Here is a 22,063-nt window from a genome sequence, read left to right as displayed (position 1 = left end):
AAGCGGGGCCGGGTTCAGGCAGCCCGCGCCTCGCCCGCTGCCCGGGCCCGGTGGGCGACGATCTCGTCGTGGTGGTCGGCGGCCCAGCCGATCAGGGACGCGGCGATCTCCCGCAAGCCACGGCCGAGCGGGGTGATCGCGTACTCCACGCGGGGCGGCACCTCGGCGAAGGCGGCGCGGGAGATCAAGCCGTCCTGCTGGAGCTGGCGCAGGGTGAGGCTGAGCATGCGCTGGGAGATGCCCGGGACCTGGCGCTGCAGGTCGGTGTAGCGCAGCGGCCCGGCCTCGACCACGGCGATCACCAGCAGGCTCCACTTGTCACCGACGCGGTCGAGTACCTGGCGGATGAAGTCCATGTGCTCGGCCGGGATGCCGGCGCACGGCCCGAGTGCCGCTGCCCCGCCGGTATCGCCGGTATCGCTGGTGGCGTGCATGGCGCACATTCCTCTCCGTCGCGTACACCGATGTTCCTTTTGTACCGCCTCCGATACTGGCCCATCATGGCGCTACGAACAAATCGTAGGAATTGAAGGTGCGTCGTGCAGGTGGAGATCTGGGCCAAGACGACCTGCCCCCGGTACGGGCCCGGCACGGCCCGGAACGAAGCGCACCGCGTCACCTCCGCCCCCGGCGACGCCCCGAAATGCGAACCCGGCAACCGCGCCGTCTCCGCCCGCGGCTGACCGGCGCCACCCCATCCACGGCCCCGAAGCCCTGACCGTCACGTGACCGCCCCCTGACAAGCGGCGCTCCCTTTTGTGAGAACGGACTGTTCATGCCCACCATCGCCATCGTCGGCGCCGGCCCCGGAATGGGCCTGGCGATCGCCCGCACCTTCGCAGCCCGCGGCTTCGACGTCGCCCTGATCGCGCGCAACCGCGGCAAACTCGAGGATCTCGTCGCCGCCCTGGCCGCGCAGTCCATCACCGCCGCGGCGTTCCCCGCCGACGTGCTCGACCACGATCAGCTCACCCACGCTCTGGCAGACGCCGCCGCCTACTTCGGCGGCATCGACGTCCTGGAATACTCCCCGCTCGGACACGCGGACACCACGGCCATGACCACCCCGTCGGCCACCACGCCGGCCGATGTCCAGGCGCAGATCGACTCCCAGCTCTACGGGGCGATTGCGGCCACCCGGGCGGTGTTGCCCGCGATGCGCGCGGCCGGCGCGGGCACCCTGCTGTACACCACCGGCGCCGGCTCGGTCAGCCCGATCCCGATGTTCGGCAACATCAACGCCGCCGCGGCCGCCCTGCGCAACTGGGCGATCAACCTGCACGGCGAACTGACCGGCACCGGCATCCAGGCCGCGCACGTCGCCATCGGTGTGTGGATCGGCGACCACGGTCCGCAAGGCGCCCCCACGGCCACCGCCGACCAGATCGCCCCCGTCTACTGGGACCTGCACGTCCACCGCGAGCAAGCCGAGAGCGTCTTCACCGGCGTACACCAGGATCAGACGCGGTAAGCAGGGCGCTTCGTCCACCCGCATGCTCACCAACGGACAGGGTGCCGCCTGAGCATCGAAAGTGGCGCAGCGTGAAGCCGCCGCATCGTACACAGACGGTGCGACGGCGCTGCGTCACCGCACCTAAGCCAACTCTTGACCAGACATGGTGAGACGTCCGTCTCATGGGTCCCGTTCGCGAGTCCTGGACCCACCGCAGCCCCACCGCATCACCGGCCCGGATGCCTCCATGAGGCATCCGGGCCGGTCAATCTCAGTGCGCCCGTCAGGGGCTTGAACCCCGAACCAGCTGATTCAAGGTTGGACCAGTCCGCCTTGGTAGGCGGCGATGACGACTTGGGCTCTGTCACGGGCGTGCAGCTTCGCCATGGCGCGGTTCACGTGCGTCTTGGCTGTGGGCGCGGAGATGCCGAGGTGGGCGGCGATCTCGTCGTTGGACAGTCCCGTCGCGACGAGTACCACGACCTCGCGCTCGCGCGGTGTCAGGCTCTGCAGCGCGGGGGCGACGCGCCGGGGTGGGGGATCTTGCGCGAGGAAGCGGTTGATCAGGCTTCGGGTGGCCGCAGGCGAGAGCAGTGAGTCCCCGGCGGCAACCGTTCTTATGGCATCGATCAGCTCTTGCGGATTGATGCCCTTGCCCACGAAGCCGCTTGCTCCGGCCCGCAGCGCTTCGGCCACGTGCTCGTCCGTCTCGAAGGTCGTCAGAATCAGCACTTTGACGGCGGAGAGCTTGTCGTCGCCGGTGATGGTCCGCGTCGCCTCGATTCCGTCAAGGCCGGGCATGCGGATGTCCATGAGCACGACGTCCGGCCGGTGCCGGATCGCCTGGGCCACGGCCTCGGACCCGTCGCGTGCCTCGGCCGCGATCTCGATGCCCGGGACGGTCTCCAGCAGGATGCGGAAGGTGGCTCTGAGCAGGCTCTGGTCGTCTGCCAGGAGCATACGGATGTTGTTCATGCATGGTCCCTGGATCGGGTCAGCGCGTGATTGCGCGGCTGCAGGGGCAGCACGGCGTGCACCCGGAATCCGCCCTCCGGGCTCGGGCCGGCCTGCAGGGTTCCGTCTGCCGCGCGCACACGCTCCCTGAGGCTGATCAGCCCGAGACCGGTGCCCGCGCGGGTGATCCGGCCGTCGCCGCCGTCGTCGGCGACGATGACCTCGAGTCTGTTGTCGCGCACCGCGATCGTCAGCTGGGCGCGGGCGCCGCCGACGTGTTTGCCCGCGTTCGTGAGCGCCTCCTGGACGACGCGGTACGCCGTCAGGTCGGTCAGCGGCGGGACGGCGTCGTACGGTCCCGTGCGCTGCACGTCGACCGGGAGTCCGGCGTGCCGGAAGGAATCGAGCAACGCGGGCAGGTCGCGCAGCCCGGGTGCCGGAGCGCGTGGTTCGTCGTCGTCGGCCTGGCGCAGCAGGCCGACGGTCGCGCGCAGCTCGTCGAGCGCCGCCCGGCTGGTGTCGCGGATCTGGCCCAGAGCCTCGTAGGCGCGCTCCGCGTCTTGGCGGACGAGGTGGTGAGCCACCCCTGCTTGCGCATTGACCAGGGTGAGATGGTGGGCCACCACGTCGTGGAGCTCTCGGGCGATGCGCAGGCGTTCGGCCGCCACGCGGCGGTGTGCCTCCTGTTCACTCGTCGCCTCCGCACGTTCTGCGCGTTCCTTGTAGGAGACCAGCAGTTCCCGCCTGCTGCGGAACGCGTCTCCGAGGGCGGATGGCAATTGCGTCCACGCGGCGACGGCCAGATTGGCCCCTAACGTGGATAGCCCGGGACGCACCGCGAAGGCTTCCGCGGTGAGCGCGATGCCGACCGCTGCGCTGGTGCGCAGCACGGTCCGGCGGTTGGTTCGGGCGGCGAGCAGAAACAACGCCGCGACCGCCGGTGCGGATGGCGGCGCCTGCGGAAGTAGAGCCATCACGGTCGCGCAGAGTGCGGCGGTCGCCCATACCGTCGAGAGCGGCCATCGACGAGCACCCAGCAGGAGTAGACAGCTCACGCTCGATGCCGCTCCGGCCCACCGCATGTCGGTCATGGCGCTGTGGTGGGCGAGCAGCATCATGATCGGACCGGTGACGAGTATGCAGGATATGGCGGCGACCGCGTCCACGGCGAGCGGCCGCCGGGCCAAGCCGCCGGTCAGCGGCGATGTCACGCCCCTGAGACCGCTCGCCAGAGAGGCCATGTCCGTCTCCTTCCGGCGATATCGCGTCGTCACCAGTTCCTGGCCGGTGCGGGTAGAGCCACCATAAGCGGTCGTGGCTCCCGGTCGGCCGTCAGGAGTGGCGCGCGCGTCGCTCGGTCTACCGCAGCCGTTGTAGGAGCGCTCCGTGGATTGCCGCGGCCGCGGTACGCGAACTCCATCACTGCGGAGGATCTGCGGGGCAGTCCCAAGGCGAGAGTGTTGCCCTTGATCGTCCGCTGGAGCGGATGCGCGCGGGTAAGGCCGAGGGAGCGACACATGAAGACGCGGGTGCGACCGATCGTCGGAGCGATCCTGCTCGTAATCGGTGCGCTGTGGGCACTCCAAGGTGCCGGCGCTGTGGGCGGCGGCGCGATGTCGGGACATTCTCAGTGGTTGGTCATCGGCCTCGTCGTGGCCCTCGTCGGAGTGGGGCTCCTGATCAGCGGCGTAGCGAAGCGGCGAATCGGTCGACGTTGAACCTCAGGCACGGGGTCCGTGTTGACCGCAGTGCCTCACTCTGTGCGGATCGTTGATGAGTCCGCGCTTCGGAAAGGATCGTCATGCTCGGTAGGACCTCGTCGCGAGCGCTTCGCTTCGGCCTCCCGCTCGCCGCTCTGGCGCTGGTGACGGCAGGCTGCAGCAGCGGTTCGTCCAGTGGCACCTCCGCAGCGGCTACGGCCACCACCGCCACCAGTTCGACGGCGACGGCGACCGCCTCCGCGATGCCGGGTTCGACGGCCTCGGGTTCGACGCTGATGCTGAAGACGGACAAGGGCAGCGCGGGCATCTGGCTGACGGACTCGGCTGGTCGAACGCTCTACCTCTTCACCCATGACAAGGGAACGACGTCCGAATGCTACGGCGCGTGCGCCAAGGCCTGGCCCCCGCTTCTCACGACCGGCCCGGTCACCATATCCGGCCAGTACACGCTGCAGAGCGACCTGGGCACGGCCACCCGGACCGACGGCACGAAGCAGGTCACGTACGGAGGCCACCCGCTTTACTACTACGAGGGTGACACCGCTCCCGGCCAGACGAAGGGCCAAGGCGTGGGCGGGGTCTGGTTCCTCATCGGACCGATCGCCAACGTCATGAACGGCACGAAGCCGTGACCGATGAAAACGACGACGATGAGTACGACGACGATGAGTACGACGAAGACGACGACGATGCAGTCGCCCGCCCGAGACCCGGGGTCCGCGGAGCGGGCAGCGTGCTGCGCGGGGCGATCACGGGGCTCGTAGCGGCCGGAGCCGGGCTCGCGGCGGGCGAGTTGGTGTCCGTGTTCACCGGGGAGGCGGCGTCGCCCGCGGTCGCGGTCGGGCAGTGGGCGATCAGCCACACGCCGACCTCGCTCGAGCAGTTCGCCATCCGCAATTTCGGCAACCACGACAAGCGCGCCCTGCTCATCGGCGTATACGTCGCACTCGCGCTCCTCTCGACCGCCGTCGGGATCCTCGCTCGCAGACATCTGACACTCGCGAGCTACATCGCCGCCGCGTTCGGCCTCGTCGGGATGATCGCCGCCGCCACGCGCGCGAACGCCGGCGCCGGCTTCCTGTTCCCCTCGCTGCTCGCCGGACTCGTGACTGTGCTGGTCCTGCGCTGGCTGACGATCCTGGCCGCCGCGGACGCGGATCCGGAGGCCGGGCCGACTGAGCGGCGGCGCTTCCTACTCGGCGCGTTCGGCACGACCGTCGGTGCGCTGGTCGGTGGATTCGGTGCGAAGCAGTGGATCGATACGCGGTACAACGCCTCGGCCGCACGGGCCGCGGTGGTGCTGCCGAAGCCGGAGAGCGTGCTGCCGGAGCCGCCCGCCTCGGTGCACCCGAACACTCCCGGGCTCGGGCCGTTCCTCACCCCGAACTCGCAGTTCTACCGCGTGGACACCGCGCTCTCGATCCCGCAGGTGGATCCGAATACCTGGAAACTGACCGTCCACGGCATGGTGGACCGGCCCTTCGAGATCACCTTCGACGAACTCCTCAAATACGCCTTCGAAGAACACGACCTCACCCTCACCTGCGTCTCGAACCCGGTCGGCGGCTCGTATTGCGGCAACGCACGCTGGCTGGGCACGCCGCTGGCCCCGCTGCTGCGCCGGGCCGGCGTGCGGTCCGGCGCCGACATGATCCTCTCTACCTCGACCGACGGCATGACCATCGGCTCCCCGGTCGAAGCGACCCTCGACGGCCGACAGGCAATGCTCGCGGTCGCCATGAACGGCGAGGCCCTGCCCATCGAGCACGGCTTCCCCTGCCGCGTGCTCATCCCCGGCCTCTACGGCTACGTCTCGGCCACCAAATGGGTCACCGACCTCAACCTCACCACCTATGCGCAGTCCTCCGCGTATTGGACGGATAACGGCTGGTCGCCGCAGGGCCCGGTCAAGACTGCGTCCCGGATCGACGTGCCACGGTCCGGCGCGACCGTCTCGGCCGGGACGGTCGTCCTCGCGGGCACGGCGTGGGCCACGCACCGGGGCATCGCCGCCGTCGAGGTGCAGATCGACAACGGGCCGTGGCTGGAGACCACGCTCGCCGCGTCGGACACCCCGGACACCTGGCGGCAGTGGTCCTACCGGTGGGCGGATGCCGCGCAAGGCGGGCATACGGTGAGCGTCCGGGCGACGGACGCGACCGGCGCCCTACAGACTTCCGCAGTGCAAGGCACCGTTCCGAACGGGGCCACCGGATACCACACGATCAACATCCAGGTCTCCTGACGGGAGATCACTCGGGGCCACCCCGGCTAACCGCGTGGCCGCATTCCCGTGGCGTGGGCTCGCCCGGTGGACAGTGTCGCCTCAGGCAGTCCCGGCAATCCGGATGCTGGCGGCTGCGCTGGAGGCCGAGGTCGACTCTCGTACCTGCTCGAGTTGGCCGACGTTCGGGATTAGGCCGGGCGTCGGCTGGCGGTGCGCAACGGCTTTCACCGGTCGCGGCGGATCGCGACGAGCGCCGGTGCGGTCGAGGTCAACGCCCCGCGCGTAGATGACAGACGCTTGGACGAAGCGACCGGGGTACGCAAGCGGTTCTCCTCGACGATCCTGCCGCCGTGGGCGCGGAAGACTCCGAAGCTGGTGAGCCCGGCGGTCGTACGGCGGTTTGGGCGCCGAACCTCATGCTCGTGCCGCGTCAACTCACGTCCGCCCGGTTTCGGTCTAGCACGCGGCGAGGCCGGTATCAGGGCCCTTCCACGATGTCGGGGCGCTCGGATCGCTGCAGACGACGGCGCTGAACTGCTGCATGTCGGACTGGGGCAGCAGATGCAGTCCGCCGGAGACGGAGAAGACCATGTTGGCGTCGCCGCTCCCGGAGACGTCGGCGACGACCCACTCCTTCCAGCACTCGATGCCGTCGAAGCCGTACAGGTCGGCCCCGGGGGCGGTCCAGCCGTCCCGGACCGACGTCGAGGCCGCGTCAAAGGCGGCGAGAAGCCGCGCGGAAGCGGGCTTGGTGCAGACGGCGTTCATCGCCGCGGTGGCGCCGACGGGCCAGTCGCCGTTCGGGTACAACTGGACGACCAACGCGCCTGAGGTCGTCTCGCCGATACGGGTGAAGCGGCCGTTCTCCGGCACGGACAGCTCGACCTGCGCCGAGACCGAGCCCAGCACGCCGGTTCCCGAGGCGGACGTCGCCGTCCAGGAGGTCCAGCGGATGTCCTCGATGGTCTCGCCGCCCGTGCGGGCGTCCATCTGGATCGCCGAGGGCTCGCGCCCGGTATAGCCGCCGAACGTGACGGTGGGCGCCGCCGGCGACTTCGACGTCCCCGTGTCGATCGCATAGGTCACGCCCGCGCCGAGCACCACGGTCAGCGCGACGGCGCCGCCGAGCAGGGCCCTGGTACGCACGCGCGACGGCCGCGCGGCCGATCCCGACGCCGATCCCGATCCCGATCCCGATTCCGATGCGGCGGCCGGATGCCAGGTCTGCGACAGGACCCGCTGCGCGGAGGTGGCGACCTCGTCTTGCGACTCGACGCGCCCGTGACCGGGTTCCGGGTTCACCGCGGCCGTCAGCCAGGCCAGGAGCTCGGCGGCGGTCGGCCGCGTGTTCGGGTCCTTGGACACCGCGGCTTCGACGAGGGGGAGCAGGGCGGGCGGCACCGCGGCGATATCAGGGGTCCCATGGACGATCCGGTACGGCAGCACCTCGGCCGGCCCCGAGCCGAACGGCTGCCTGCCGCTCGCCGCGTAGGCCACGGTCAATCCCCAGGCGAAGATGTCCGCCTCCTGCCCGGACGCGCCGGTGATCTGCTCGGGGGCCATGAACCCGGGCGATCCCATGGACCTCCCGGTCCGCGTCATCACGGTTCCGTCGAGAGCCTGGGCGATGCCGAAGTCGATGACCTTCGGCCCCGCCTGCGTGAGGATCACGTTGCCGGGCTTGAGATCGCGGTGCACCACGCCCGCGCCGTGGATCGCCACCAGCGCCTCGGCCAGTCCCGTCGCGAGACCGACCAGCATCTCGGGGTCCACCGGTCCGCCGCGCTTGACCTGCTCGGACAGCGACGGGCCCGCGGCGTACTCCGTCACCAGGAACGGGCTGTCCGCCTCGGTGTCCGCCTCGACGACGCGGACGGTGCACAGCCCCTGGACCCGGGTGAGCAGCGCGACCTCGCGACTGAAGCGGGCGCGGAACTCTTCCTCGTCCCCCACTTCAGGGCGTATCACCTTGATCGCGACCTGCCCTGTGTCCCTGGCCTGTCCGAGGTAGACCACGCCCATGCCGCCGGCGCCGAGCCGCGCGGACAGCCGGAACCGGCCTATCCGTGACGGGTCCCCCTGCCGGAGAGGTACCAGGGCCATCTCGAGCCTCCTCGAGGCAGACGTCGGTCACCGCGCACGACTCTAGTGATCCCGTACGAGCCCGGGCCGGGTGCGGCGAGCCCGTCCGCTCGCCGTTATCGCATCGTGATCAACTGTGCGTGGGCCGACGCGTCTCTGTCCTCGAACAGCGTGGCCCACTACGCACTGAAAGTTGACTGATTCCCATGAGCAGTCGGATTTTCCACAAGGCGACGGCGGCCGGCACACTCCTGCTGGGCGCGGCAGCGCTCGGCGGCTGCGCCTCGAACGGCAGCACCGGAGCGTCGGCCGGCTCGACGCAGAGCGCGACGGTCGTCACCTCCACCGGCGCGGGCTCCACCGGCGGTACGAGTAGCACCGCCACCGCCGGCGGCGGCACCTCCACGCAGGCGGCCGGCGGCGGTACGGCCGGCTGCACCGGCAGCCAACTCTCCCTCAAGATCAACCAGGGCAGCTCGGGCATGGGGCACACCGGCTCGGTGCTGGTGTTCACCAACACCGGCTCGACGGCCTGCACCCTCTACGGCTACCCGGGAGCCGACGTCACCGAAAACGGCTCGTACAACTTCTCGCCCCGCATGAACGCCACGCGCGTCAGCGGCGGCACGGCCGTGAAGACGGTGACCCTCGCGCCCGGCTCCAGCGCCTCCGCGATGCTCGAGTGGTCCGTGAACCCGACCGGTGGAGGAACCGCGAACGCCGCGAACTGCCCCGGCATGGACGGCGGCTACCTCGAGGTCACGCCGCCCAACACGAAGGACACGATCAAGTCGGACCCGCCCGTGGACATGTGCACGGACCTCCAGGTCTTCCCCGTGGTGGCCGGAGCCTCCGGCCAGTAGGGGCGGGAGTGCCGGCCACCGGCCGAGGAGTACGGCGGACTGCTCGCGGGCTTCGCCGTGTCCGGCCAAGGCGGCATCTCTAAGGCAGCGGGCCGATCATCGCGCCGTGGATGCGGCCGTCGGTGACCGACAGGGGTCTGCCGGTGCCGGAGCCACGGGCCGCGATGATCTCGGCAGCGATGGAGACGGCGGTCTCCTCAGGGGTGCGTGCGCCGAGATCGAGGCCGATGGGCGAGGAGAGGCGGGCGAGTTCGGCTTCTGACAGGCCGCGCTCGCGAAGCCGCGCCGACCGGTCGTCGTGGGTGCGGCGGGAGCCCATCGCACCGATGTAGCCGCACTCGGTACGCAGCGCCACCTCGAGCAGCGGCACATCGAACTTCGGGTCGTGGGTCAGTACGCACAGCACGGTGCGTCCGTCGATCCGGCCGCTGTCCTGCTCGGCGGCGAGGTATCGGTGCGGCCAGTCGACGACCAGTTCGTCGGCTTCGGGGAATCGGCGCCGGGTGGCGAACACCGGTCGCGCGTCGCAGACCGTGACGTGGTAGCCGAGGAACTTGCCGACGCGGGCGACGGCGGCGGCGAAGTCGATCGCGCCGAAGACGACCATCCGCGGCGGCGGAGCGAACGCCTGCACGAACACTGAGACGTCGGTGCCGTGCCGTCGGCCGTGCGTGCTGTAGTGGCGGACCATCGTCGTGCCCTGTTCGAGCATGGCCACCGCATCGTCGACGACGGCGGCGTCCAGGCGTGCGTCGCCGAGCCCGCCGCTCACCCGGTCCGGCCAGACGATGAGCCGACGGCCCAACGCGGGACCCTGCGTTACGACGGTGGCGACGGCTACCGGGGCCCCGGCGTCGATGGTGTCAGCGACCTCCGCGAACTCCGTGAAGCTTGCGGAGTCGATCGGCTCGACCAGGATATCGACGACGCCGCCGCAGGTCAGTCCCACGGCGAACGCGTCGTCCTCGGAGACGCCATACCTCTGCCGTACCGGCTGCCCGCTTTCGACGACCTCGCGGGCGAGCTCGTACACGGCGGCCTCGACACAGCCGCCTGACACGCTGCCCACGGCCTCGCCGCGCCCGGATACGGCCATGGCCGCGCCGGGTTGCCGGGGCGCGGAGCGGAAGGTGTCGACGACGGTGGCCAGCGCGAACCGGCCACCGTCGGCGTACCACCCACGAAGGTGGGAAAGAAGATCACGCACCGTCGGCGAACCTCACATGTTCTTCGCGCCGTCCACAACCGCCTGCCGGATGCGCGAGTACGTCCCGCAGCGGCAGATGTTGCGCAACGAGTCGAGGTCGGCGTCGGTGATCTCCCGGTTCTCGGACCGGACGAGTTTCACCAGGGCGACGGCGGCCATGATCTGGCCGGGCTGGCAGTAGCCGCACTGGGCCACGTCGTTGTCCAGCCACGCCTGCTGCATCGGGTGAAGTTCCGTGCCGACGGTCGCCGGCAGGCCCTCGATGGTGGTGATCTCGTCGGTCGGCTCGATGTCCTTGACCTGCACCGAGCACGGATTGAAAGCCTTGCCGTTGATGTGGCTGGTACACGCCTTGCAGACGTCCAGCGCGCAGCCGTACTTCGGCCCGGTCACCCCGAGCACGTCGCGCAGCACCCACAGAAGCCGTACATCGTCGTCCACGTCGGCGCTGACCTGCTGCCCGTTGAGCACGAAAGTGTGTGTGGTCATGGCTTTCCTCAGAACGTGTGGCTCAGGCCGTCGGTCGGCGACTGCGGGGTGGACGGCTCCAGCGGAAGCGGCGTGAAGGCCAGCGGACCGTTGTGGTTGATGGGGAAGTAGGTCGGCATCTTGCCGGTGGCCCTGGCGTAGGCGCAGGCGACGGCCGCGAAGGACGGCGCGACGGCCAGTTCTCCGGCACCGCTGGGGCTGTCGCTCGTGTTCGGCATGATGATCACCTGGAGGTCCGGCGGCGCGTTCCACTCCCGCGTGTAGAAGTAGTCGTCCCAGCTGCCCTCCAGCGGGATGCCGTTCTTGATGTGCAGGCTGGACGTCAGCGCGAGTGCGATGCCGTCCTGCATTCCGCCGATCATCTGCGCTTCGAGCCCGGTCGGGTTGATGCAGAACCCTGCGTCGACGACGATGAGTGCCTTGGTCACCCGGGGTCCGGTCACGCCGTCCGTGATCGGCCGATTGACCGTCGTGGACGTGCAGTCGATCTCGACGAGCACCGCGATCGCGGCCTGATACTCCGTGTGGACCGCGATTCCCTGCGCGGTGCCGGGTGCCATCGTCCGGCCCCAGTCCCCGGCTTGCGCCGCCTTGTTCAGTACCGCGAGGACACGCGAGTCGCGCAGGAAGTTCTTCCGGAACGTCAGCGGGTCCTGGCCCAGCTTCGCCGCGACCTGGTCGACCACGAGCTCCTGCGCGCACACCACGTTCGGCGAGTAGATGTTGCGCATGCTGCCGGTATTGAACTGCAGCGGGACCTCGTTGAGCAGCTGGGTGGTGACGCCGAAGTCGTACGGCGAGGACTGGGTGAGCTCGAAGATGGTCTCGGCGAAGCTGAGGTTGCCGGCCACCGGCAGAGACGCGGCGGTCGCGGTGATCATCTCGCCTAGTCCGTGCCCGAAGTCGGTCTGCACGCTAGTGTGCCGCTGCTCGTAGCTGATGACGTTGCCCAGCAGGTAGTTCATCCGCACGCGCGACGTGCACATCGGGTGGGCGCGGCCCTGCCGGAAGGTGTCCGTGCGCGACCAGGACAGCTTCACCGCCTTGCCCATCTTCTGCGAGGCCTCGGCAGCCTCCATCGCGACGTCGTGGAACAGGTGCCGGCCGAACGAACCGCCGCCCTGCGCGACGTGCACGGTGACCGCGCCGACCGGCAGGCCGAGCTTCGCGGCGATCTCGGACTGCGCGACGATCGGCACCTTCAGGCTGGCCCAGATCTCCGCGCTGTCGGAACGTACGTCGGCGACGGCGCAGTCCGGCTCCAGCGGAGTGTTGCTGGCAAACGCGAATACGAACTCTGCGTCGAAGGTCTCGGTGAGCAGCGGCGGCACGAGCATCGGCAGCTGCGCGGCCCGCAGAGCAGTGAGGACGGTGCTGTCGGACTCGCCGTCCACCGTGCCGGGGCCCCACGTCACGTCGATCACCTGGATCGCGTCAATGCACTGCCCGAACGTCTGGGCCCTGATGGCCACGCCGGTGCTGATCGCGGCGACGTCGGTGATGCCGGGCATGGCAAGCACCGCGGACTCGTTGTTGATCGAGACGACTTTGCCGTTGATCGTCGGCGGCCGCGCGACCATCGTCGGCAGCGCGCCGGGCACCCGCATGTCCATCGCGAACTGCTTGCGGCCGGTCACGATGTCGTGTGCGTCGATGCGGCCCCGCGGCGTGCCCAGCACGCCGAACTGCGACGCGGGCTTCAGCGTGGCCGCCACCGCGATGGTCGTGCTGCTGGCCGCCGCGGTGGCCAGGGAACCGTAGGACGCGCTGCGCCCGCCCGGCCCGGTGACCGTGCCCGCGCTCGCGCTGAGCTGATCGGCCGACACGCCCCACTGCGCGGCGGCGGTGTCGATCAGCCGCTGCCGGGCGATCGCGGCCGCCGTGCGGACCGGGGTGTACATGCTGCGCATCGAGTTCGAGCCGCCGGTCAGCTGGTTCATCAGCAGTTCCGGGCGCGCGTCGGCGAGCCCGACCTGAACCTTGTCGATCGGCAGGTCCAGTTCCTCGGAGACCATCATCGCGATCGCCGTCGTCATCCCCTGCCCGACCTCGGCGCGCGGCACGGCGAAGAACGCGGTTCCATCGGTGTTGATCCGCACCGAGATCAGCCCGGAAGTCGGGGCCGCGGCGAGGTTCTGCAGGTCGCCGAGGTCGAACAGGTCCTCCGGCTGCGGCAGGGTCGGGATGGCCGCCTCGGCGGACTGCGACTGCGACCAGTCGACGACCACGGCCAGCGTCGGCGCGGCGATCAGGAATCCGATGAACCGGCGGCGATCGAGCAGTGCCTTCGACGAGCGGTGGTGCTGCGGCGAACGACGTTGTTCAGCCATGCGCGTTCCTTTATGAAGCTCTCGAAAAACGGCCGTGGAAGGCTACGAAGTGTGCCAGCACCGACACGGCCGCCAACATGGCCGCGATGCCCACACTTGACCAGACACAGCTGTGCACACTGGTATGCCCTGGTCACTCGAATGAGTGAGTAGTGGCCGCGTCAGGCGGATTCCAGGAGGCGAACGGCGCGCAGTGCGAGGGCGAGTTCGATCTCGAACTCCCCGCCGTCGAACTCGTGCCCGGTCAGCTGGGTGATCCGATGCAGCCGGTTGAGCACCGTGTTCCGATGGCAGTGCGCGAGCTCGGCGGTCCGCCGGACCGAGCCGCCGGACAGCACCCACGTCTCCAGCGTGTCGATCAGGGGTCTGCGTTCTCCGGCCGGCAGTCTCATCACCGGACCCAACCACCGCTGGACCAGTCGCTCGGCCAATTCCGGCGAGCTGAGCAGCAGCGCCTCCGGCAGTCGCTGTTCCAGCTCGACCACGGCGACGTCGCCGCCGGCCAGCGTTCGACGGGCCAGCGTCGCCTGCCAGTAGGCGACATCTGCCTCCGCCAATCCGGACACCACTCCCGACACGCCCGCGGGAACTCGCAGAGACTCCCGTAACGCGGCCAGCGCCGCGTCCACGGAGTGCTCACCGAGCGCCATCAAGCCAACCAGCGCATCGGCCCTCATCTGCCAGGCGGACTCGATCCGCGCACTCGCCAGCGCTTGGCGCACCCTCGTGACGAGTTGCTCGGATCGTTCGCCGTCTTCGTGTGCGTCCACCACCGCCACCACGTACGGACTACCGACCGGCAGGCCGATCGTGCGCGCCACGTCGTGCGCGAAGGCGAGATCCTTGGCTCTGCCCTGCAGCAGGCCCTCCCACAGCGCCGCTCGGCGCTGCTCGTCCGCGCGCACCAGCTGACGCTCCGCGTTGTGGTACGCGACCTCGACCTCTGATGACACGGCGTCGACGGCGTCCCAGACCCGGCCGACCAGCTCCAGCAGGGCATCGGTGTCCACTTCGCCCTGCACGCGGGCCTGCTCGATCAGCGCCGTCCGGACGAAGCGACCGCCCAAGCGGAACGACCTGATAACGTCCTCCAGCGGCATCCGCTGCTGCGCCCGCCTGCTGCCGGTCGCGTGCGCCGCGTCGAAACGCTCGTCGCCACCCGTGTCGTACGCGTCGTCCACGTCGGCGATCAGCTGGACGATGCGGGTGATGTTGTCGTGGCACGACCGCCACAGATCCTCCCGCGGCACCGAGCGCAAGCGGCGATATGCCGGATTCTGCTCGTAGATGGTGCGCACCAGCAGATCGGTCAGGGCGGGGACGCGCAGGAGCATGCTCTCCGTCAGCAACCGCACCGGCCTCGCATCGTCGCGACGTGCCATGTCACTCATCGTCGGGCCAGCATCGCATATCACCGGTCATCGCTTCCAGCTTTCGTCCGGTGCGTCATTCAGCGTGTTGATCCCACAAGCCGCACACCGGCTGTAGTTGCCGATAGTGGCATCCATACAGGTCAGCTACGTGATGGGGTTGCGACCGCGAGTACGACCCGGCCACGGGTAGATTCCTCAGCCTCGACCCGATTCTGGAGACCGGCAGCCCGCAGAATCTCAACGGGTACGACTACGGCGGCAACAACCCCACCACGGACGAGGACCCCACCGGGCAGATGCCGTGCGATGCCGAGGGCCGCTGCGGCAGCTACCAGTTCCTCGAGACGCTTCCGGGCAACGGCGGCGGTGGTGGCGGCGGCGGCGGTGGCGGTAGCAGCGGAGGCGGGGGCTGGAGCGGCTTCACCGGCGGCCCGTGGCATCTCCAGCCGCCGGTGTACAAGCCGGTGTGGCCGCCGCTGTTCTTCAGCCTCGATCCCGGCGCCTGGTCGCTGTTCTGGGGCGGCGTCACGGTGCCGGCCCGGCCTCCGACACCCCCGGCCAAGACGCCGGCCGTGCGGGCCGAGAACATCATCGGCGACGTGCTGCACGCACTCCACATCGCGCTGCCCAAGGCGATCCCGCCGGGCTTCGACTATGAAGTCTTCGAATTCACCGCGATGCCCAGCATCAAGGTCCAGGGAGGCCCGACACCGTCCGTTCAGGTCGGAGGCTTCAGATTCACCTCGCCGGGCAACGCGATGAGCACCTGTTCCGCCGGGTTCGCCCGATTCGTATGCCTCGCGGCCCCGAGGCCGGCGCAGGGGGCGGGCGCGCCCATCCGGCAGCAGAACAATCCGAACGGCTCGGGATCCGACAAGAGTGGCTCGGGTGTGGGTGTGGACTACTCGGTCACCATCACGCGCGGCGGACACTTCATCGTTTCCGCCGGAACGGCGGTCGGCGCCGCGGGCAATTCGTTCTCGTTCCGATACGGCAAGATCATGAACGGCGGCTCGGCCGTCACGGAGTCCGACATCGAGAACTTCGCCACCGGTTGGTGCGTCGGATTCTCCTTCGGCGCCGGCCACCTCAGCTACGCGGCCGTCTACAGCCCGGGCGTGGACGAGAAATCCAGCGAGGTCGGGGTGACCACGGGCAGCGGCCCGTCCCTGACCGCCACCTTCGGCAAGGAAAAGCAGTGGCTCCGGCCGCACCGATCGGCGGCGGAACCGCGCTCCGCCGCCGGCTCCGGCCGTCAACGGGGGTTACACCGCTACACTTCCGGCAGGTCACGGCTCGTGTGGAGGTCGGCATTGGATCACCGGGGAACGAATCTTCCTGCGGTCGGTGAGTACAACCAGACGGTCGTTCTGGATGCCATCCGCCGACGTCCGGAGGGGATCACCCGGTCCGAGATCGCCAGCCGGACCGCGCTGAGCGCGATGACGGTGACGAAGGTCTGCCGGCGCCTGCTCGATGCCGGTCTCGTCGACGAGCAGGGCATGCGCACCGGCGGCCCCGGCAAGCCCGCGGCGGTGGTGAAGCTGAACCCGAGCGGTGGGTTCGCGGTCGGGGTGCACATCGATCCCGCCGCGGTGACCTACGTGCTCGTCGACCTGTCCGGTGCGGTCCGGGACCATTCGCGCACCGGCACGCCGACCGCGGGTGACCCGAGCGGAGTCATCGAGGAGATGGCGAACGCGATCGACGCGCTCATCGCGGGTTCGGGCGTCGACCGGTCCCGCGTCCTCGGCATCGGCATCGCGTCACCCGGCCCGGTGAGCGTGGCCGACGGCGTGCTGCTGAATCCGCCGATGCTGCCCAACTGGCGCGGGGTGGCGCTGCGCCGCTCGCTCGCCGAGGCCACCGGCCTGCCCGTGTTGCTGGAGAAGGACACGACGGCCACGGTGGTCGCGGAGTTGTGGTTCGCGCGCCCCGGCAGCCGCCGCGACTTCGCGTTCATGTACTACGGCACCGGTCTGGGCACCGGCCTGTCGCTGACCGGTGAGGTCGTACGGGGTGTCAGTTCCAACGCCGGCGACGCGGGCCACGTCACGGTCGATCCGGACGGTCCGGTGTGCACCTGCGGCCGGCGGGGCTGCGTCGGCTACGTCACCGTGCCGCGGATGCTCGTGGAACGGGCGGTGCTCGACGGCGTGCTGCCGGCCGCGGAGGTCGGCGACCTCGACGACATGGTCAACGTGGACGCGGCGTTCACTAGGCTGGCCGCCCTCGCGACGGCCGGGCATTCCGGGGCTTGCGCGATTCTGACCGATGCGGCGCGTGCTCTGGCCCGGGCGATCGTGGTGATCGTGAACCTGCTCGACATCGACGAGGTGGTCTTCGGCGGACCGTTCTGGGCGCGGATCTCCTCGGTGGTCCTCGACGCGTTGCCGGACGCCGTGCGCGACGACCCCGCCCTGCTGTCCTCGCACCCTGTCCGGTTCGTCCAGTCCGCGATCCCCGTCGACGTCGCCGCCGTCGGCGCGGCGACCCTGGTGCTCGACAACACTTTTTCGCCGCGGCCGTCGGCGCTGCTTCTCTCGGCGGAGTAACCGTTCGACTCTGCTCCGCACATCGTTGCGCCGAATTAGGATATATGATTTAGTAACTCCGGCCGCGAGGCTCGGCGCGCGAATCGACGCCGTTGCTCCTGCCCGTACCAACCAGAAGGCATCGGGACTTCCTGCCCGAGGTGTCAACGTCGACTCGGCTGTCACCGGCCGGTCTCTGGAAGGCAATCATGAGTCTCTCCCTCACCCGCGCCCGCCGCGCCGGTGTCGCCATCACGGCGGCGACCGGCGTCGCCCTGCTCGGGGCCTGTTCCTCGTCCGCTCCGTCGAACTCCGCGGCGGCGCCGTCCTGTGCGCCCGCGAAGGGCAAGGTCACCCTCCAGTACTGGAACACCGTTCCCGGCATGGACCAGGTGGTGGCCCTGTGGAACAAGGAAAATCCGAACGTCCAGGTTCAGACCAAGAACATCTCCAACGACCAGTACGGCACCATCGGCAACGCCCTCAAGGCCGGCACGGCACCGGACCTGGCCCAGGTCGGCTACGACGAACTCCCCGACCTGCGCACCCAGGGCGCCTTCGTGGACGCCTCGGCCTGCTCGGCGGCCGTCGCGGCCAAGTCGGAGTTCGTGCCGTGGACCTGGTCGCAGGCCAGCTTCGGTGGCACCGGCGTGTTCGCCATACCGCAGGACACCGGCCCCATGGCCCTCTTCGTGCGCAGCGACATCTTCCAGAAGTACGGCCTCCAGCCCCCGAAGACCTGGGCCGAGTACGCGACGGACGCGCAGAAGCTGCACGCCGCGAACCCCAAGCTGAGCATCACGTTCTTCGACCCGAACAACGCCGAGTGGTTCAACGGGCTGCTGTGGCAGGCCAAGTCCGACATGTACAGCTACTCGGGCAACGAGTGGCACGTCGCGGTCGACAACGCGCAGAGCAAGCAGGTCGCCGACTACTGGCAGAACCTGATCAACGCGAAGCTCGTGCGCACCGACCTCGCCAACACCACGCCCCCGATGTACGCCGCGTACGAGCAGAACGACGTCGCCACCTACATCGGCGCCGCCTGGGCCTACAGCTTGTTCCGGGACAACTTGCCCGACCAGTCGGGCAAGTGGACGGTCGTCCCGCTGCCGACGTGGGGCTCCGACACATCGTCGGGCGACTGGGGCGGTTCCACCGTCGCGTTCATGAAGGGCAGTCAGCACCTGTACGAGTCGGTCGAGTTCAACACCTGGCTGAACACCGACCCGCAGGCTCTCGCCCTGGAGAACAAACTGGGCGGCCTCTACCCGGCGGCCACCGCCGGCCTGAAGATTCCCGCGCTGTCGCAGGGCGTTCCGTACTACGGCAACCAGAAGATCTTCGACGTCTTCGCCGACTCGTCCAAGAACATCGACACCGCCTTCACCTGGGGACCCACCCAGAAGACGGTGAACCTGGCGCTGCAGGACGCGATGGCCAAGGCGACGGCCGGCAACGGCACGCTCGGCGGCGCGCTCTCGACCGCCCAGTCGACCGCGCTGACGTCGATGAAGCAGCAGGCGATTCCGGCCGCCGCGGGGAACTGAACCCGGTATGACTGACCTGGCAACCCGCACGACCGTGGCGGCAGCGCCCGGCCGCCGCCGTCGACGCCACGGCGGCGGCGGCCCCCGGGCGGGCACCATCACCGCGTTCCTGCTGCCGTTCCTGTTGCCGTTCGTGCTGTTCTACCTGGTGCCGATCGGCTACGCGATCTGGCAGAGCTTCCAGGTCGTGCGTCGCACCGGCGGCCAGTACGGCACGTCGTACACGACGTTCGGCGGTTTCCAGCAGTACGCGCAGGCGTTCCAGAACAGCGAGTTCTGGGCCAGTATCGGGCGCATCGGGCTGTTCGGGATCGTACAGGTCCCGGTGATGCTGTTCTTCGCGCTGGTCATGGCGCTGCTGCTGGACTCTCCGCTGCTGAAGTTCAAGTCGTTCTTCCGCGTCGCGGCCTTCATGCCGTACGCCGTGCCCGGCGTCATCGCGGCGATCATGTGGTCGTTCCTCTACTCGCCGCAGCTGAGCCCGGTCGTCGACGTGCTGAAGTCGATCGGCCTGCAGCCGAACTTCCTCGGCCCGGGTGCCGTGCTGTGGTCGACGGCGAACGTGTCCACGTGGCTGTGGACCGGCTACAACATGCTGATCATGTTCTCGGCGCTCCAGTCGATCCCGCAAGAGCTCTACGAGGCGGCCAAGCTGGACGGTGCCAACAACTGGGCGATCGCGTGGCGGATCAAGGTCCCGATCATCGGCCCGTCGATCATCCTCACCACGGTGTTCTCGATCATCGGCACGCTCCAGCTGTACGCGGAACCGGCCGTGCTGCGGCAGATCTCGTCGAACATCTCCAGCACGTTCACGCCGAACATGCTCGCCTACGCGGTGGCGTCCGGAAACAACTACCAGCAGGCGGCGGCGATCTCCGTCGTGCTCGCCGTGATCACCTTCGTGTTGAGCTTCGGGTTCATGCGACTGACCATGAGGAGGGTCGGGCAGTGACCAAGCGGACCGCCACTCGCGAAAGCCCGCTCAGCCGCGGCGCGTCGATGTTCCTGATGTGCGTCCTGGCCGTCTATTTCGTGTTGCCGATCTACTTCCTGATCGTCGCCGCGACGAAGCCGGAGGGCGACCTCGTCTCGACCTTCGGGCTGGCGTTCTCGCACTTCAACCTGTTCCAGAACCTGAGCACCCTGTTCGGCCGCGAGAACGGCATCTTCGCGATGTGGGCGCTGAACAGCGTGCTCTACGCGGTGCTGGGCGCGGGCGTCGGCACGCTGATCTCCGCGCTGTGCGGCTACGCTCTGGCCAAGTTCAAGTTCCGCGGCCGGGAGTTCCTGTTCTCCGTCATCCTCGGCGGTGTCCTCGTGCCCACCACCGCGCTGGCGCTCCCGTTGTTCCTGCTGTTCTCGGCGACCGGGTTGGTCAACACCTATCTCGCGGTGTTCCTGCCCAGCATCGTCAGCCCGTTCGGCGTGTACCTGGCCCGCATCTTCGCCGCTGCCGCCGTACCCGAGGAACTCCTCGAATCCGCGCGATTGGACGGAGCGGGTGAGTTCCGCACGTTCTTCTCGGTGTCGTTCCGGTTGATGACGCCGTCGCTGGTGACCATCTTCCTGTTCCAGTTCGTCAACATCTGGAACAACTTCTTCCTGCCGATGGTGATGCTGCAGAAGGAGTCACTCTTCCCGATCACGCTCGGCCTCTACGAGTGGAACGGCCAGACCGCCCGGGTCCCGCTCCTGCAGGAGTCGGTGATCACCGGTTCACTGGTGTCGATCCTGCCGGTGATCGTCGTGTTCATCGTGCTCCAGCGGTTCTGGCGCACCGGCCTCGCCTCCGGCGCCCTCAAATAACTTCCCGTCCACCGCACTGCCTATCCACGACTGTCTATCCACGCTCCCTGCGACAGAAGGTCCGTCTGCCATGCAGAAATCCGCCGTCTTCGTGCCCCATTTCCATTGGGACCGGGAATGGTACGAGCCCTTCCAGGTGTTCCGGCACCGGCTGGTCACCGCTTTCGAGACCGTGCTGGAGACGGCCGAGGCGAATCACGATTTCCGGTTCACCGCCGACGGGCAGCTGGCCGTGATCGAGGATTATCTGGAAATGCGCCCGGAGCACCGCGACCGGGTCGCGGCCCTGGTCGCCGGTGGGCAGCTCGCCATCGGACCGTGGCTGATCCTGCTCGACGAATTCCTCTGCTCCGGCGAGACGATCGTGCGCAACCTGCGGATGGGTTGGGCGGCCGCGGCGAAACTCGGCGGCGCGATGCCGGTCGGCTACCTGCCGGACATGTTCGGCCATGTCGCGCAGATGCCGCAGATCCTGGCGCGGGCCGGGATCGAGCACGCGGCGCTGTGGCGCGGCGTGCCCGGTTTCGTCGGCGGTCACGCGTTCCGCTGGCGCGCTCCGGACGGCTCCGAGGTGCGCACCGAATTCCTCTTCGACGGCTACGACAACGGCCTGGACGTGCTGCTGGTGCCCGATCAGATCGGGCGCGCACTCGGTGAGTACGCCGAGATGACGGCCGAGCGGTGGGGTGACGATCCGGTGCTCGCGATGGCGGGCACCGACCACGCCGCGCCCGATCCGGGACTCGCCGGCCGGCTGCGGCGCGTGTCCGGCGCCGAGCGCGCGATCACCATCGCGACACTGGACGAGTACATCCGAGAACACGTGCGTGACGACGTGTCCGACGTCGTCACCGGCGAACTGCGCAGCCACGTGCGCGGCAACATTCTCCCGGGCGTGCTGTCCGTTCGGCTTCGCCTCAAGCAGCGGATGGCCGTCGCCGAGCGCACCATCGACCATGCCGAGCGGATGAACGCGTTGTGGTCCGGCAGGGACGAGTCACGGTTCCTGTCGCTGGCCTGGCACAAGATCATCGAGTCGACCGCGCACGACTCGGTCGTCGGCTCCGGCACCGACGAAACCGTCGATCAGGTCGAGGCGCGGCTCGCCGAAGCCGCGCACATCGCCCGCGCGGTTCGGGACGCGGCGCTGGCCGAGCGAGCCGCGCTGGTGCCCGGCGACGGCTACCTGGTCGCCAACCCATTGACGTTCCCGCGCGCGGCCCTGGTCGAAGTGGACGTCACGGCCCCGCCGGAGGGAACCGCTCTGGTCGCGACCACCGCGGACGGCGCGACGCGGCCCGTGCAGTTGACCTCCATCGCGCCGACCGTGCTCAGCGACGAGCGCATGGACGCCTCGCAACTGGAACGCGTGCTACGCCGGATTCACCGCCGTGAACTCTTCGGCCGGCTTATCGATCGCTACGAGCTGACTCCGGGATCGCTCGTCTTCCATCTCGCCGAGGTGCCCACC

The 22,063-nt window shown here is 69.1% G+C and carries 18 protein-coding genes and 3 pseudogenes; 13 read left to right on the top strand and 8 right to left on the bottom strand.

Features of this window, described 5'->3' with window-relative positions:
- Positions 1–14: 14 nt before the first annotated feature.
- On the bottom strand, positions 15–443 hold the full coding sequence (locus VG296_RS30865; RefSeq protein ID WP_349259763.1) for a helix-turn-helix domain-containing protein: 429 nt from the start codon (positions 441–443) through the stop codon (positions 15–17).
- 96 nt (positions 444–539) lie between these two features.
- Here VG296_RS30865 and VG296_RS30860 point away from each other — a divergent pair, with 96 nt between their 5' ends.
- Both VG296_RS30860 and VG296_RS30855 read left to right on the top strand, forming a co-directional pair.
- Complete coding sequence (locus VG296_RS30860) at positions 540–683, top strand: hypothetical protein (RefSeq protein ID WP_325572034.1); 144 nt, start codon at positions 540–542, stop codon at positions 681–683.
- Positions 684–775: 92 nt separating this feature from the next.
- Positions 776–1,471, top strand: a complete 696-nt coding sequence (locus VG296_RS30855) for an SDR family NAD(P)-dependent oxidoreductase (protein ID WP_325572033.1) — start codon at positions 776–778, stop codon at positions 1,469–1,471.
- Between the two features lie 294 nt (positions 1,472–1,765).
- Here the strand turns inward: VG296_RS30855 and VG296_RS30850 are convergent, their stop codons facing one another.
- Positions 1,766–2,428: a response regulator transcription factor gene (locus VG296_RS30850; protein ID WP_325572032.1), complete on the bottom strand. Its 663-nt coding sequence runs from the start codon at positions 2,426–2,428 to the stop codon at positions 1,766–1,768.
- On the bottom strand, positions 2,425–3,648 hold the full coding sequence (locus VG296_RS30845) for a sensor histidine kinase (RefSeq protein ID WP_325572031.1): 1,224 nt from the start codon (positions 3,646–3,648) through the stop codon (positions 2,425–2,427). Before VG296_RS30845 ends, VG296_RS30850 begins: the two co-directional genes overlap by 4 nt.
- A 276-nt stretch (positions 3,649–3,924) precedes the next feature.
- On the opposite strand from VG296_RS30845, the gene VG296_RS30840 reads away from it, so the two are divergent.
- The 4 genes and pseudogenes from VG296_RS30840 to VG296_RS33100 form a co-directional block, all read left to right on the top strand.
- Complete coding sequence (locus VG296_RS30840; RefSeq protein ID WP_325572030.1) at positions 3,925–4,125, top strand: hypothetical protein; 201 nt, start codon at positions 3,925–3,927, stop codon at positions 4,123–4,125.
- An 83-nt stretch (positions 4,126–4,208) separates the two neighbouring features.
- Positions 4,209–4,760, top strand: coding sequence for a hypothetical protein (locus VG296_RS30835; protein WP_325572029.1), 552 nt, complete (start codon positions 4,209–4,211; stop codon positions 4,758–4,760).
- Entirely contained in the window at positions 4,757–6,373 is a 1,617-nt protein-coding gene (locus tag VG296_RS30830; protein WP_325572028.1) for a molybdopterin-dependent oxidoreductase, read from the top strand. The genes VG296_RS30835 and VG296_RS30830 overlap by 4 nt, the downstream gene beginning before the upstream one ends.
- A 94-nt stretch (positions 6,374–6,467) precedes the next feature.
- Positions 6,468–6,730 (top strand): annotated as a pseudogene (locus VG296_RS33100) (IS256 family transposase); the annotation flags it as partial.
- Between the two features lie 81 nt (positions 6,731–6,811).
- Here the strand turns inward: VG296_RS33100 and VG296_RS30825 are convergent.
- Positions 6,812–8,458: a serine/threonine-protein kinase gene (locus VG296_RS30825; RefSeq protein ID WP_325572027.1), complete on the bottom strand. Its 1,647-nt coding sequence runs from the start codon at positions 8,456–8,458 to the stop codon at positions 6,812–6,814.
- A gap of 185 nt (positions 8,459–8,643) precedes the next feature.
- Between VG296_RS30825 and VG296_RS30820 the strand changes: the two genes are divergently transcribed.
- A complete protein-coding gene (locus VG296_RS30820; RefSeq protein ID WP_325572026.1) occupies positions 8,644–9,300 on the top strand; it encodes a DUF4232 domain-containing protein in 657 nt (218 codons plus the stop codon).
- Between the two features lie 79 nt (positions 9,301–9,379).
- On the opposite strand, the gene VG296_RS30815 is transcribed toward VG296_RS30820, so the two are convergent.
- The 4 genes from VG296_RS30815 to VG296_RS30800 form a co-directional block, all read right to left on the bottom strand.
- Positions 9,380–10,507, bottom strand: a complete 1,128-nt coding sequence (locus VG296_RS30815; protein ID WP_325572025.1) for an XdhC/CoxI family protein — start codon at positions 10,505–10,507, stop codon at positions 9,380–9,382.
- A gap of 12 nt (positions 10,508–10,519) precedes the next feature.
- A complete protein-coding gene (locus VG296_RS30810) occupies positions 10,520–10,996 on the bottom strand; it encodes a (2Fe-2S)-binding protein (protein WP_325572024.1) in 477 nt (158 codons plus the stop codon).
- Between the two features lie 8 nt (positions 10,997–11,004).
- On the bottom strand, positions 11,005–13,326 hold the full coding sequence (locus VG296_RS30805; RefSeq protein WP_325572023.1) for a molybdopterin cofactor-binding domain-containing protein: 2,322 nt from the start codon (positions 13,324–13,326) through the stop codon (positions 11,005–11,007).
- A 161-nt stretch (positions 13,327–13,487) separates the two neighbouring features.
- Complete coding sequence (locus VG296_RS30800) at positions 13,488–14,708, bottom strand: helix-turn-helix domain-containing protein (protein WP_325572022.1); 1,221 nt, start codon at positions 14,706–14,708, stop codon at positions 13,488–13,490.
- 167 nt (positions 14,709–14,875) lie between these two features.
- Here VG296_RS30800 and VG296_RS33340 point away from each other — a divergent pair.
- The 6 genes and pseudogenes from VG296_RS33340 to VG296_RS30775 form a co-directional block, all read left to right on the top strand.
- Positions 14,876–14,983 (top strand): annotated as a pseudogene (locus VG296_RS33340) (hypothetical protein); the annotation flags it as partial.
- A 12-nt stretch (positions 14,984–14,995) separates the two neighbouring features.
- On the top strand, positions 14,996–17,254 hold the full coding sequence (locus VG296_RS30795; protein WP_325572021.1) for an ROK family transcriptional regulator: 2,259 nt from the start codon (positions 14,996–14,998) through the stop codon (positions 17,252–17,254).
- Positions 17,255–17,442: 188 nt separating this feature from the next.
- A complete protein-coding gene (locus tag VG296_RS30790) occupies positions 17,443–18,783 on the top strand; it encodes a hypothetical protein (protein ID WP_325572020.1) in 1,341 nt (446 codons plus the stop codon).
- Between the two features lie 7 nt (positions 18,784–18,790).
- Positions 18,791–19,738: a sugar ABC transporter permease gene (locus tag VG296_RS30785; RefSeq protein ID WP_325572019.1), complete on the top strand. Its 948-nt coding sequence runs from the start codon at positions 18,791–18,793 to the stop codon at positions 19,736–19,738.
- A 47-nt stretch (positions 19,739–19,785) separates the two neighbouring features.
- Positions 19,786–20,592, top strand: a complete 807-nt coding sequence (locus VG296_RS30780) for a carbohydrate ABC transporter permease (protein ID WP_349259764.1) — start codon at positions 19,786–19,788, stop codon at positions 20,590–20,592.
- Between the two features lie 70 nt (positions 20,593–20,662).
- Positions 20,663–22,063 (top strand): annotated as a pseudogene (locus VG296_RS30775) (alpha-mannosidase); the annotation flags it as partial.

This window comes from Actinospica sp. (assembly GCF_035552695.1).
Classification (GTDB): domain Bacteria; phylum Actinomycetota; class Actinomycetes; order Streptomycetales; family Catenulisporaceae; genus Actinospica.
The sequence above is the reverse complement of the archived record's forward strand: the minus strand, read 5'-3'. Positions and strand labels throughout refer to the sequence as shown.